Below are 12,093 nucleotides of genomic sequence, written 5' to 3'. Positions count from 1 at the left end.
AATAATTCATAAAATCAACAAATTCCGGTTCAGAAAAATCAAAATCGGCAACAAATTCTCACATTTGTTGTCCTGAATCTTATTAAATTACGCAGCTGAAATAAATACAAACATGACACCTATCCAGGCCCTGCAAAAATATTTTGGTTATAGTGCCTTCAGGCATGAGCAGGAAGCTATTATTCAAAATATACTCAAAGGGCAGGATGTAATGGCGCTGATGCCCACAGGCGGCGGCAAATCGTTATGCTACCAATTGCCTGCCGTTTTATTAGATGGCCTAACCATTGTAATATCACCGCTTATTGCGCTGATGAAGGACCAGGTAGATAGCCTGAACGTAAACGGTATCCCGGCGGCTTTCCTCAATTCATCCTTAAATCCCGAAGAAACAAGGATATTGGTAAACCGGCTGAAGAATAACGAGATCAAATTGCTTTACCTTGCCCCCGAACGTTTGTTCAGCGCCGAGAGTAAGGAAAATAAAGATAACAAGCTCATCCCCTTTTTAAAAACCCTAAAAGTTGCGCAGATAGCTATCGACGAAGCACATTGTATCTCGTCATGGGGGCATGATTTCAGGCCCGAGTATTTAATGCTTGCTGGCCTTAAAGAGGAATTTCCATCGGTACCGGTTATTGCACTTACGGCCACGGCCGATAAGCTCACACAGAAAGACATTCTTGAAAAACTTAACCTTAAATCCCCGGCGATATTTGTATCCTCATTTAACAGGGCAAACATTACTTACCGGGTATCGCCCAAAAAGAACAGCTTTAAACAGCTCATCGCTTTTTTAAATGAGCATAAGGATGAATCGGGTATTATATATTGTCTTTCCCGCAAATCTACAGAAGCGTTAGCCGAAGATTTAAAGGATGAAGGTTTTGCAGCCGAGGCTTATCATGCCGGTTTAAATAACGAAATAAAAGCCCGGAACCAGGAAGCTTTTTTGCGCGATGACTTGAAAATCATTGTAGCGACCATTGCCTTTGGTATGGGTATTAATAAATCAAACGTGCGCTATGTGGTACACGTCGATCTGCCTAAAAACATCGAGGGCTATTACCAGGAAACAGGCAGGGCAGGGCGTGATGGCTTGCCATCCGAAGCATTATTGCTTTACTCACCCGGCGATGCCATGAAACTACAGGGTTTTGCCAAAGTGGAGGGTAACGAGCAACAAAGCCGTATTATGCTTAACAAGCTTAATGATATGGTTAAATATTGCCAGCTGCTTTCGTGCCGCAGGCAATATCTGATGAGATACTTCGACGAAGAGTTTCCGCCCAAATGCGGCTCATGCGATGTTTGCCTTACCGAGTACAAACGCTTTGATGGCACGCTGATCGCTCAAAAAGCGCTTTCGGCAGTGGCCCGCTTAAACGAGCGCTTTGGTGCTAACTATGTGATAGACTTTTTACGGGGATCAAAAAGCGACAAAATTCGCGAGGAACATAAACAGTTAAAAACCTACGGCATTGGTGCCGATATCAGCAAGGCCGACTGGCAGCACCACATCCGTGAGCTGGTAACCATGGGCTACCTGCAAACTGCGGGCGATGAATATCCTGTTTTAAAACTTACCGCACAAAGCACTGATATTTTAAAAGGCGGCCAAAAGATTGAGTTTATTGAGATAGAAAAGGTAGAGGAAGTTCATCACGAAGAAACTTTACCATACGAAGCCGGATTGCTTAATCAACTTAAGGAGGTTAGGCGCGGCATTGCTACAAATGAAAATGTCCCTGCCTATATTATAGTGTCGGATGCTACTTTACAGGAAATGGCAACCTACCTACCTCAAAGCCTCGATGAATTGAGAATGATCTCTGGTTTTGGCGATATTAAACTTGCCCGTTACGGTCGCGAGCTGCTTGAACCGGTTAAGATTTATTGTACCGAAAAAGGCCTTGGTTCAAAAATAAAGCAGAAATCACCTAAGCGTGAGCGGAAGGCGAAATCGCAGGGACAAGTCAAATCTTCTCCGCGAAGCAGTGATACTAAAACCGAAACGTTTAATCTGTATCGTTCCGGAAAAACTATTGCCGAAATAGCTGCTGAACGTGGTTTCACTACATCAACCATAGAAACACACCTGAGTTATTATGTACAAAACGGTGATCTGGATATAACCGAAATAGTGCCACAGCAAAAGATAGCTGTTATTTCCGATGCAGTTGAAAGTTACGGAGCTGAAAAGCTGTCACCATTAAAAGAGATCTTAGGTGATGATTATAGCTATGGCGAGATCAGGGCTGTGATAGACTGGATAAAGAAGTAGGAATAATTTTTGTTACGTTAAAATAGGCCCATGTCACTGCGAGGAGCAAGATGGGAAAAGCCAGGGCGCGACGCGGCAATCGCATGCCATACAGAGCGGCTATACTTCCGTACGATTGCTTCGTTCCCCAAAATGACATGTTGCAGAAACCAGACTTATGAAGTTTTTAAAACTTCGTAAGTCTTTAACCTTGCGCTCGTTTTTAACGAGTGCAAGATAATTGTACTTTTGATTTACGTTTGCCATTATAGAATACATATGACTACCACAACCCAACTCTACGATATATACACCAAACACCCTGTAATTAGCACCGATACCCGGAAAATAATACCGGGCAGCCTGTTCTTTGCGCTTAAGGGCGATAAATTTGATGCCAATACGTTTGCTCAAAAAGCAGTGGAGACCGGTGCAGCTTATGTGGTAATTGATAATCCCGAATACAAACTGGGTGAACAATACTTATTGGTCGATGATGTATTATCCGCCTTACAGGACCTGGCGCGGCACCATCGCAGGCAGCTTGATATCCCGGTTATCGGCCTTACCGGTACCAATGGTAAAACAACCACTAAAGAATTAATCAACGCCATATTATCGCAGCATTTTAAAACCCAGGCAACACAAGGTAACTTAAACAACCACATTGGTGTACCGCTCACCATATTAACTATTGATGCCAGCCATGAGGTTGCGGTTATTGAAATGGGGGCCAATCATCAAAAAGAGATTGAGCTGCTTTGCAGTATCGCTCAGCCATCGCACGGTTTAATTACCAATGTGGGTAAGGCACATTTAGAAGGCTTTGGCGGCGTTGAAGGGGTGAAGAAAGGAAAAGGGGAGTTGTATGATTACTTCAAAAAGTCGGAAAGTCCGGAAGTCGGAAAGTCGGTAAGTAAGAATATTGTTTTTGTTAATAGCGACGATACTGTTTTAATGGAGATGGCTTCTGCCCGCCATTTAACACATGTGGAATATTATGGTACAGATGCAATTGATAATCTTATTAGCGGCGAACTGCTTGAAAACTCGCCTTTCCTTACTTTAGAGTGGGTAAACAACAAAACCGGTGAAAGCTATAAAGTTAAAACTCAATTAACAGGTACTTACAACCTGCCTAATATTTTGGTGGCTATTTGTATTGGCACCTATCTCGGTTTATCGGCTAATGAAATAAACGCCGGAATTGAAGGTTATCAGCCTAAAAACAACCGCTCGCAAATTGTGCAGACAGCTACAAATACCCTTATTTGCGATTATTACAATGCCAACCCCAGCAGCATGTTTGTAGCTATTGAAAACGTGGCAAAAATTGAGGCAAAAAGGAAAGTGCTCATTTTGGGCGATATGTTTGAAATGGGGCCGGAAGCAGCTGTTGAACATGCAGCAGTAATTAAAAAGGCAATGGATACCCCGGTTGATGAACGGATCTTTATTGGGAAGGATTTTTTAGCTTCGTCACAGGCCATGGACCATGGACTATGGACCATGGACAATAAGTTTTATGAAACCGCCGAAGACGCTATTGCTGCCTTAAAAGCACAACCCATAAGCAATTCAACCATTCTTATTAAAGGATCAAGAGGTATGGCTTTGGAGCGATTGGTGGAGTTGTTTTAATAGATGAGCCTCCCCTTATAAAAGCGTCATTGCGAGTAATTATCATGGAAACTCTAAAAAAAGCGATGACGTGTAAAATATGTTTTAGGGATTTTGTGAGGGGGCCGCGTTAGGGATTGCAGTGTAAAGCCCACAGCGCGTGAAGGGAATGCGGGCAGGAAAGGCGAGGACTTGTAACGAAAAGCCCGGGCCGGAGGCAACGCCCAGGTCAGAAAGTCGACTTTAAAAACACACGTAATAATCAACGCCTTACGATTACGTCATTATAAGACACTAAGACAACCGACCCAAAGGAGCTCATTAATACCTATAAAAAAAATAAATATTAATACCCCTAAATACAGAGTGGCTATGCAGGTAGCCCTGTAAAGTTTGGGATTGCTTCGTACCTCGCAATGACGCGAGTTTTATTTCTTGCTTAAAAAAGGTCTAAACTACTCCCTCCTTAAACTATCAACAGGATTAGCCAGTGCAGCTTTAACCGATTGAAAGCTGATTGTGATAAAGGCTATTAATACAGCAATACCAGCAGCTAATAAAAAGGTTGTCCAGCTTATACCAACGCGGTAAGCAAAAGCATCCAGCCAATGGCTCATGGCCAGCCAGGCTATTGGGAAGGCTATAACAATTGCAATAAGCACTAACTTAATAAAATCTTTGGCTAATAGGGTAACAACACTTCCCACTGTCGCACCCAAAACTTTCCGTACGCCAATTTCACGGGTACGAACCTGGGCCGTATAAGCCGCTAAACCAAGCAAACCGAGACAAGAGATCAAAATAGCTATCCCTGCAAAATAATTAAATAACGTACCTTCCCGTTGCTCGCCCTGATAAAGCTTACTAAATACTTCATCCAAAAAAGTATACCCAAACGGAAACTGGCCGTTGTATTGTTTAAATTGACCTTCGGCAGCGGCTATGGCTTTTGATACACCATTGCCGGTGGTTTTAATGTAGATAGAGGCATAAGTATCCGGCGCGTAGAAAAACACCATCGGACCAATCTTTTCACGCATACTCGCAAAGTGAAAATCTTTAACCACTCCTATAATAGTACCTTCGGTTTTACGCAGCTTGAAACGTTTACCTATCGGGTCTTTCATTCCTAATTCCTTAATTGCCGCTTCGTTCAGGATATAATGAGCCGAGTCGCTTACCGAACCGTCAAAGCTATGTCCTGCTGCCATTTTCATCTTGAAAAAGGAGATAAAATCCTTATCAATCCCTTGCGGGTGTACAATAAATGTTTGCCCGGTTGCTTTGCCATCCCAATCGGTATCGCCAGAAATACCTCCGCTATTAACGATATTACCGGTCGATCGGGTTACGGCTTCAATACCCGGTTGTTTCAAAAGCTCGGCCTTAACAGCGTCATAATGGCCTTTCATATCACGCATCCAAAAAGCAAATACATGACTTTTATCGTAACCTAAATTTTTCGACCGGATATAATTCAACTGCCCTGTGATAACAATGGTGCTGATGATCAATACAACCGAAAAGGTAAACTGCACCACCACCAATATCTTACGGAAAAGCACATCGCCAATACCGTTTGATACCCTGCCTTTAAGTGCTTTTAATGGCTCAAAAGACGACAGCAGCAAGGCCGGGTAAATACTGGATAACAGCAGGGTAGCGATTATCGTTCCCGCGATAACCAGCCAAATATGGAAATCGGAAAGATTAAACACCAGCTGTTTACCTGCAATTGTATTAAATACAGGCATCACATTATAAATTACCAGCACCGCTAAAACCGCCGAAAGCACAAACAGCAAAGCGGTTTCCACCACAAACTGCATAAATAATTGCGTTTTTGCTGCGCCGATGATCTTTCGCATGCTGATTTCCTTGGCGCGCAGCATGGCCCGCGCGGTTGAAAGGTTAACATAATTAATGCAAGCAATAATCAATATCACTAAAGCTATAATAATAAAGATACGTACAGTACTGATCCCCCGGTCGGTACCATCAGCATTATAAAGGTGCATCTTAGTAACAGGCAGTACGAGATAGTCGGCATCAGTATCTTCGGGTTTCCGTTTCAGGTGAACACTATTTAAATCGGCCGATAGCTGTTTTAACGAAGTACCGGGTTTCAGCTGTAAGTAGGTTTCATAAGCGTAATTGCTGAAATCATGGTTCAGATCATCTTTAAAATTAGTCAGCATGTACTTAACATGATAGCTCATCGGAATGATCATATCATAGTGAATGCTCGAGTTAAGCGGAAAATCATCAATAACACCCGATACCGTAAAGTTCTCTTTGCTATCGGCGACAATAACTTTTCCCAAAGCATCCTGATTCCCGAAATATTTCTTTGCTGTACTTTTTGTGATCACTACCGAATTATCGTTTGCAAAAGGCTTTGTCTTGTTACCTTCAATCAGCGGAAAATCAAAAACCGTAAACAGCGACGGATCGGCAAAACCTACGGCCTGCTCGTTAAAAACTTTATCCTGGTATTTAAATAAGGAGAAAAACCAATTATTGGTAATGCGCACCTGGTTTTGCACAGCGGGCAATTCCTGTTTGGCCAACGGCCCCATCGGTGCTACCGTAACCTGCCAGATTTGTTTGCTGGCACCGGTACCTCCAAAAAGCTCCACCCGGTAAATATTGGATGCATTTTTATGAAAGCTGTCAAAGCTAAACTCGTCCTGTACCCAAAGCAGGATCAGGATCCCTATGGCAAGGCCCAAAGTTAACCCGGCGATGTTGATCACCGAATAAAATTTATTACGGATGAGATTGCGCCAGGCGGTTTTGATATAGTTTTTCAGCATAATAATATCGGCTTTATCAGATGTTGTGATAATCAAAATGATGCCAATATTGTAAATTGCTATATATCAAAAACTTACACAACGTCGCCATGGAATACCGTACGGATACGGACAGCCGGGTGTCCACTTATGCAACGGTAAAAAATATAAAAATTTGATCTGGTTACGGGATACAGATGGCAATCAGCCTTCAAAAACAGGAGTTATGATATTATGGTTCACCAGGATCCGCATCAGCATATCAACCGAAAAATCGCGTGTTATATCAATACTGATAAAGTCCTTTTCGCCATTTTTTATCTCGCAGGCATCGCGATCAAAATATAATACCAACCCGCGCATACTGCCCGAAATAATAACGATCTGCTCATTATTGATGAGTTTAAAGCTATTTCGTGTACGCTTAAAAAAGCTGCACAAACTTTTAACGTGCCGATAGGTGAGTAAAGAAATGATCATGCTGTCAGCTTTTTATAATGGTTGCCAGGCGTTGCCTTATAATAATGTCTTTAATACCAGCAGGCAGCAAACTATTCAATAAAACAAGTATCCTGTTTATCATGCCGGGGATAATTTCTTTTTTACCCTTCAGCAAACCGTCTACCGCTATACGTGCTACGTGCCCGGGTTCCATAATGGTTGCTTTTGATATGCCTTTAAGCTTATTATTCATTACCAGCAGTTCGGGCTTGGTATTGATGCCTCCGGGACTGAGCAGACTGATCTTCACATTTGAGCCGTGAAGCTCCAGCTGCAAACATTTAGTAAAATACCTAATGAATGATTTGGTAGCGCCATAAACTTGCTTTTTAGGTACCACAAACAATCCGCCTAAACTCCCTACATTTAATATATATGAAGTAGCATCGGTATCGGCCTGGGCCAGAAACAAGCGCGTAAGCAGTACAGGAGTAATCACGTTCAGTTCAATTTGCTTTTTATAGAAACCAATATTCAGATCTTCAAACCACGACCAGTTGCCCAAACCTGCATTATTGATGAGCAGGTGGGCGGTAATTTGCTCATCACTAAGGTAATTAAAAATTGCCGGGTAACTTTCAGCAAGTGTTAAATCAATTTCAAGATAATTTACTTTAACCTCAAAGTTTTTGCGGATAAACGATGCCAGTTCGGGCAGGCCTGACTCGGGCAACGAAACCAGCACCAGGTTTATTTGGCGCGATGCCAGTTCAATGGCAAATGATTTGCCCAGTCCTTCGCTGGCGCCGGTTATGATGGCGGTTTGGTTGATCATGGTTCAGGCTTTTTAAGATAGTTAACTGTTTTGTGCATTCCCTCGGCAAAAGGGGTTATCCTGTAGCCCAGTTGGGTGATAGCCTTGTTGCTGCTATATTTTTGATCGTACTTTAAACGCTCGGCAAATTCAGGAAGGAAAAATGGGCGCAAACCCGTAAATTGTGCTTTAAGCTTTTCTATATGACTATAAAATTCTATCGCTTTTAAAGGCAGGTGAATAAGGCGGTGATGTTTACCGGAAACCTTGTACACCGTGTTAAAAAAGTCATTAAAGCTGATGTCCTCTCCCCCTAAAATATAACGTTCGCCGCTTTGCCCTTTTTCCATCGCTGCCAGGTGCCCTTCAACAACGTCGTTTAAAAAAGCATAATTGGCTATCTGTTCACCGCTGCCGGGTATAAAACGCCATTTGCCACGCAAATACGCGGATACCATTTTACCAACGGTATTACTTTCGGTAACCGGGCCTTCACCATATACGCGTGAAGGATTTACGGTAACCACGTGAGCACCTCGCTTTACAAAGTTTTGCACCTCAAGCTCGGCCAAGTATTTGGTACGCTCATAGGCAATCGGGAAACCAGCTATTCGCGGGTCATCCTCATGCATGGGATATTTAACGGTGGGGCCCCATACTCCGCAGGTAGAGGTATAGACAATTTTTTGTACCCCGGCATTGGCGGCAACTTCAAGCACGTTCCGGGTGCCAACCACGTTGGTTTCGTGGTAATCATCAGGGTTTCGGCACCACATTTTAGCCAGGGCAGCGGTATGGTAAACCAATCCGCAGCCTTGCATGGCTCTGCCCAGGCTTTGCCGGTACAGGATATTGCCGGTAACCGGCTCAATGTTTTTATGCTTTACTAAATATGGATGATCGGTATTGCGGCATAAAGCCTTAACATCATAGCCCTGCATAGCCAGTGATAAGGTAAGCTGCCTGCCAATAAAGCCTGTTGCCCCGGTTACTAAAACTTTCATACAGGTATTACAATCCGGCCTGAGTTTACCCCTATGCAAGGGAAAGAAATTTTAAATCATTTTTTAACCTATAGTTTTAATGCGGTAAATATTTAAATTTGACTTATTACTATAATAAAGCCTTTACCAAACATGAACACATTCCAGGATCCATATAAATCATTTGCAGATTTTTCGCCCGAGGAGTTGGGCTTTTTACAGCATGCAACGCCCGATCTGACTGAAAATCAAAAGAAATACTTTTATATGGTTTACAGCAACAAGCGCAAAAACTCGCAGGATATACTGTTATTTACCCTGCTTGGCTTTGTTGGCTTTGCGGGCATCCAGCGTTTTGTGTTAGGGCAGGTAGGGATGGGGATCCTTTACTTTTTCACGGGGGGCCTTTGCGTAATAGGTACTGTTGTCGATCTGATCAACAATAAGTCGATCACTTTGGAGTATAATAAGAATATGGCTTATGAAAGCTATCAAATGGCTAAAATGAGCAGCTAACTAACGCCATTATTTATTGTTATACTTGATTAATGAAATTATCCGCCCTAACCGCATACCTTGAAAGCCTTGCTCCGCTTAATTACCAGGAAGATTATGACAACTCAGGCCTTATAGTTGGTAACCCTGATCAGGAAATAAGCCAGGCATTGATTTCGCTTGATTGTACCGAAGCTGTAGTTGATGAGGCTATCGCCACCGGTTGCCAGGTGATCATATCACACCATCCCATAGTTTTTAAGGGGCTCAAAAAATTCAACGGCAAAACTTATGTGGAGCGGGTGGTTGAAAAAGCTATCCGCAAAGGGGTCGCGATATACGCTATTCACACCAACCTGGATAGTATCATGACGGGTGTTAACGCCCGCATTTGCGAAACTTTGGGTTTAAAGAACACCCGCATACTGCTGCCCAAGCATAACCTGATCAAAAAACTGGTTACCTATGTGCCTTTAAGGCATGCTGATGCCGTGCGCGATGCTTTATTCAGTGCGGGCGCTGGCAATATTGGCAACTACAGCGAAACCAGCTTTAATGCCGAAGGCACAGGAACATTTAAAGGCAACGATGCAGCTAACCCTTACGTTGGCGAAGTTGGCAAACGCCACAAGGAAAACGAGGTGCGTATTGAAACTGTATATCCGGCCAACCTGGAAAGCAAGATCCTGATGGCCCTGATACTGGCCCACCCTTACGAAGAGGTTGCTTACGATCTCTATAACTTAACCAACCAGCACCAGCAGGTAGGTTCGGGCATGATAGGCGAACTGGAAATACCGCTTAATGAGGAAAGTTTCCTGTTTCATGTAAAGGACAAGATGCGCACACACGTGATCAGGCATACTAAATTAATAGGTAAGCACGTTAAAAAAGTAGCTGTTTGCGGAGGTTCGGGAGGCTTTTTATTGAAGCATGCCATAGCTGCCGGAGCCGACGTTTTTATCACAGCCGATTACAAGTATCACGAGTTTTTTGATGCCGAAGGAAAGATAGTTATTGCAGATATCGGACACTTTGAAAGTGAACAATTTACGCAGCAATTATTGTATGAAATAATTAGAAAAAAATTCCCTATCTTTGCCGTCCGTTTAACAGAAGTAAATACAAACCCCGTCAAATATTTTATTTAATGGAACAAACCGTAGAACAAAAGCTTAAAGCTTTATACGAGCTACAAACTATCCACACCAAAATTGATAGGATCCGCCAGGTAAGAGGCGAATTGCCAATGGAAGTTGCCGACCTTGAGGACGACGTTGCTGGCCTTGAAACCCGCATCCAGAAGATCAAAGGTGAACTTGACGATGTGGAAGATGACATAGTTACCCGTAAAAACCTGATCAAAGAAGCTCAGGCGAACATCAAAAAATACGAAGGCCAGCTTAACGAGGTTAAAAACAACCGCGAATATGATGCTATCTCAAAAGAAATTGAGATCCAGGGCTTAGATATACAGGTGAGCGAAAAGAAGATCCGTGAGTACGGCTTCGAGATCACTAACAAAACACAGGTTTACGAAAAAGCACTTGCCGACCTGGAAGCCCGTCAGAGCGACCTTGATGCCAAGAAAGAAGAATTAGGCACCATTACCGCCGAAACTGAAAAAGAAGAGACCGAATTGAATTCACAGGCTGCAAAAGCTACTCAAAACATTGAAGAGCGTTTGTTAACTGCTTACACCCGTCTGCGTCAAAACGCTAAAAACGGATTGGCTGTAGTAACTATTCAGCGTGATTCATGTTCTGGTTGCTTTAACCAGATCCCACCTCAGCGCCAGTCAGACATCCGTCAGCGTAAAAAGATCATCGTTTGCGAGCATTGCGGACGTATCCTTGTTGATGAGCAAATGGCTTTGGAAGCTGAAGAAGCATAAGCAACCATTTATAAAATTAAATATATCAAAGGCACCCGGTGGGTGCCTTTTTTGTTGCATTTATTTAGCCGATATTTATTTCATGGCTAAAACCCGCATCACTTACTTTACTTTAACAATAGCAACCATTATCCTCGGTCTGCTATCCCGGCATTACAAATTCATCCCCCTATTTATTGGCGACATTTTATGGGCTACCATGGTTTACTTTATCATGCGGTTCCTTTTTATCGCCAAGCCTATCAAGTTCAATGTTATAGCGGCATTATTATTTTGCTTCGCGATTGAATTTAGCCAGCTTTATAAAGCGCCATGGATAAACGAATTACGGCATACATTGTTCGGAAGGCTCGTTTTAGGCGAGGGCTTTTTGTGGGGTGATTTGTTGTGCTATGTTATTGGGGTGGGGATAGGGGTGGGGATTGATCAATTACTGCAAAAAATTAAACCTCATAAGCAATAAGCTTTAGTCTTTCTATAGTTCTGAATTGCTTATCAGATGTTATAAACGGGAGATTGAAGGCAATAGCTGTTGCTGCAATGATAGCATCAGGCAGCTTTAAACCATGCTTTTTTCTTATCGTAATATATTGTTCTTTTAATTTGTTATTCATCTGAATAATTGAACAATCATTTAATAAGGCGTGTATTTGCTTTTCTTCGCGTTCTGAAAGCTTTTTTAACCCTAATAATTCCAGCTCGGTTATAAATGAAATATAGATTTGCTTACCCTGCAATAACTTTTCTATGGTATCATTTCCGTCAAGCAAATACAATAGGATATTGAT

Annotated in this window: 11 protein-coding genes; 6 read left to right on the top strand and 5 right to left on the bottom strand. The window is 42.6% G+C overall.

What is annotated here, in order from left to right:
• Positions 1-112: 112 nt before the first annotated feature.
• Together recQ and AC1DUD_RS18955 are read left to right on the top strand one after the other, a co-directional pair.
• On the top strand, positions 113-2,284 hold the full coding sequence (gene recQ / locus AC1DUD_RS18960; protein WP_477377184.1) for a DNA helicase RecQ: 2,172 nt from the start codon (positions 113-115) through the stop codon (positions 2,282-2,284).
• Positions 2,285-2,542: 258 nt separating this feature from the next.
• Positions 2,543-3,904, top strand: coding sequence for a UDP-N-acetylmuramoyl-tripeptide--D-alanyl-D-alanine ligase (locus AC1DUD_RS18955; protein ID WP_477377182.1), 1,362 nt, complete (start codon positions 2,543-2,545; stop codon positions 3,902-3,904).
• 434 nt (positions 3,905-4,338) lie between these two features.
• Here the strand turns inward: AC1DUD_RS18955 and AC1DUD_RS18950 are convergent, their stop codons facing one another.
• The 4 genes from AC1DUD_RS18950 to AC1DUD_RS18935 form a co-directional block, all read right to left on the bottom strand.
• The gene (locus tag AC1DUD_RS18950; protein ID WP_477377180.1) at positions 4,339-6,735 is read right to left on the bottom strand and encodes an ABC transporter permease; all 2,397 of its coding nucleotides are present in this window, start codon (positions 6,733-6,735) and stop codon (positions 4,339-4,341) included.
• Between the two features lie 147 nt (positions 6,736-6,882).
• Complete coding sequence (locus tag AC1DUD_RS18945) at positions 6,883-7,158, bottom strand: hypothetical protein (protein ID WP_477377178.1); 276 nt, start codon at positions 7,156-7,158, stop codon at positions 6,883-6,885.
• 4 nt (positions 7,159-7,162) lie between these two features.
• Positions 7,163-7,954: an SDR family NAD(P)-dependent oxidoreductase gene (locus AC1DUD_RS18940; RefSeq protein ID WP_477377176.1), complete on the bottom strand. Its 792-nt coding sequence runs from the start codon at positions 7,952-7,954 to the stop codon at positions 7,163-7,165.
• Positions 7,951-8,937, bottom strand: a complete 987-nt coding sequence (locus tag AC1DUD_RS18935) for an NAD-dependent epimerase/dehydratase family protein (protein WP_477377174.1) — start codon at positions 8,935-8,937, stop codon at positions 7,951-7,953. The genes AC1DUD_RS18940 and AC1DUD_RS18935 overlap by 4 nt, the downstream gene beginning before the upstream one ends.
• A gap of 132 nt (positions 8,938-9,069) precedes the next feature.
• Between AC1DUD_RS18935 and AC1DUD_RS18930 the strand changes: the two genes are divergently transcribed.
• The 4 genes from AC1DUD_RS18930 to AC1DUD_RS18915 all read left to right on the top strand — a co-directional run bounded on the left by AC1DUD_RS18930 (position 9,070) and on the right by AC1DUD_RS18915 (position 11,768).
• Complete coding sequence (locus AC1DUD_RS18930) at positions 9,070-9,432, top strand: TM2 domain-containing protein (protein WP_477377172.1); 363 nt, start codon at positions 9,070-9,072, stop codon at positions 9,430-9,432.
• 32 nt (positions 9,433-9,464) lie between these two features.
• Positions 9,465-10,562, top strand: coding sequence for a Nif3-like dinuclear metal center hexameric protein (locus tag AC1DUD_RS18925; protein WP_477377170.1), 1,098 nt, complete (start codon positions 9,465-9,467; stop codon positions 10,560-10,562).
• Positions 10,562-11,305 (top strand): zinc ribbon domain-containing protein, encoded by a 744-nt coding sequence (locus AC1DUD_RS18920; RefSeq protein WP_121232474.1) that lies wholly within the window; start codon positions 10,562-10,564, stop codon positions 11,303-11,305. Before AC1DUD_RS18925 ends, AC1DUD_RS18920 begins: the two co-directional genes overlap by 1 nt.
• Positions 11,306-11,387: 82 nt before the next feature.
• Positions 11,388-11,768, top strand: coding sequence for a ribosomal maturation YjgA family protein (locus AC1DUD_RS18915; RefSeq protein ID WP_477377167.1), 381 nt, complete (start codon positions 11,388-11,390; stop codon positions 11,766-11,768).
• Here the strand turns inward: AC1DUD_RS18915 and AC1DUD_RS18910 are convergent.
• Positions 11,749-12,075, bottom strand: coding sequence for a PIN domain-containing protein (locus AC1DUD_RS18910; RefSeq protein WP_477377165.1), 327 nt, complete (start codon positions 12,073-12,075; stop codon positions 11,749-11,751). The genes AC1DUD_RS18915 and AC1DUD_RS18910 overlap by 20 nt on opposite strands.
• Between the last annotated feature and the right edge of the window lie 18 nt (positions 12,076-12,093).

This window comes from Mucilaginibacter sp. P4_A11 (assembly GCF_056402535.1).
This window is presented reverse-complemented; position numbering and strand designations above follow the sequence as displayed.

What these genes read in the sequence shown, in the direction of transcription:
- AC1DUD_RS18955 (WP_477377182.1), top strand. Translation starts at nt 2,543, where the DNA reads ATGACTACCACAACCCAACTCTACGATATATACACCAAACACCCTGTA.
- AC1DUD_RS18930 (WP_477377172.1), top strand. Translation starts at nt 9,070, where the DNA reads ATGAACACATTCCAGGATCCATATAAATCATTTGCAGATTTTTCGCCC.
- AC1DUD_RS18925 (WP_477377170.1), top strand. Translation starts at nt 9,465, where the DNA reads ATGAAATTATCCGCCCTAACCGCATACCTTGAAAGCCTTGCTCCGCTT.
- AC1DUD_RS18945 (WP_477377178.1), bottom strand. Translation starts at nt 7,158, where the DNA reads ATGATCATTTCTTTACTCACCTATCGGCACGTTAAAAGTTTGTGCAGC.
- AC1DUD_RS18915 (WP_477377167.1), top strand. Translation starts at nt 11,388, where the DNA reads ATGGCTAAAACCCGCATCACTTACTTTACTTTAACAATAGCAACCATT.
- AC1DUD_RS18935 (WP_477377174.1), bottom strand. Translation starts at nt 8,937, where the DNA reads ATGAAAGTTTTAGTAACCGGGGCAACAGGCTTTATTGGCAGGCAGCTT.
- recQ (WP_477377184.1), top strand. Translation starts at nt 113, where the DNA reads ATGACACCTATCCAGGCCCTGCAAAAATATTTTGGTTATAGTGCCTTC.
- AC1DUD_RS18940 (WP_477377176.1), bottom strand. Translation starts at nt 7,954, where the DNA reads ATGATCAACCAAACCGCCATCATAACCGGCGCCAGCGAAGGACTGGGC.
- AC1DUD_RS18920 (WP_121232474.1), top strand. Translation starts at nt 10,562, where the DNA reads ATGGAACAAACCGTAGAACAAAAGCTTAAAGCTTTATACGAGCTACAA.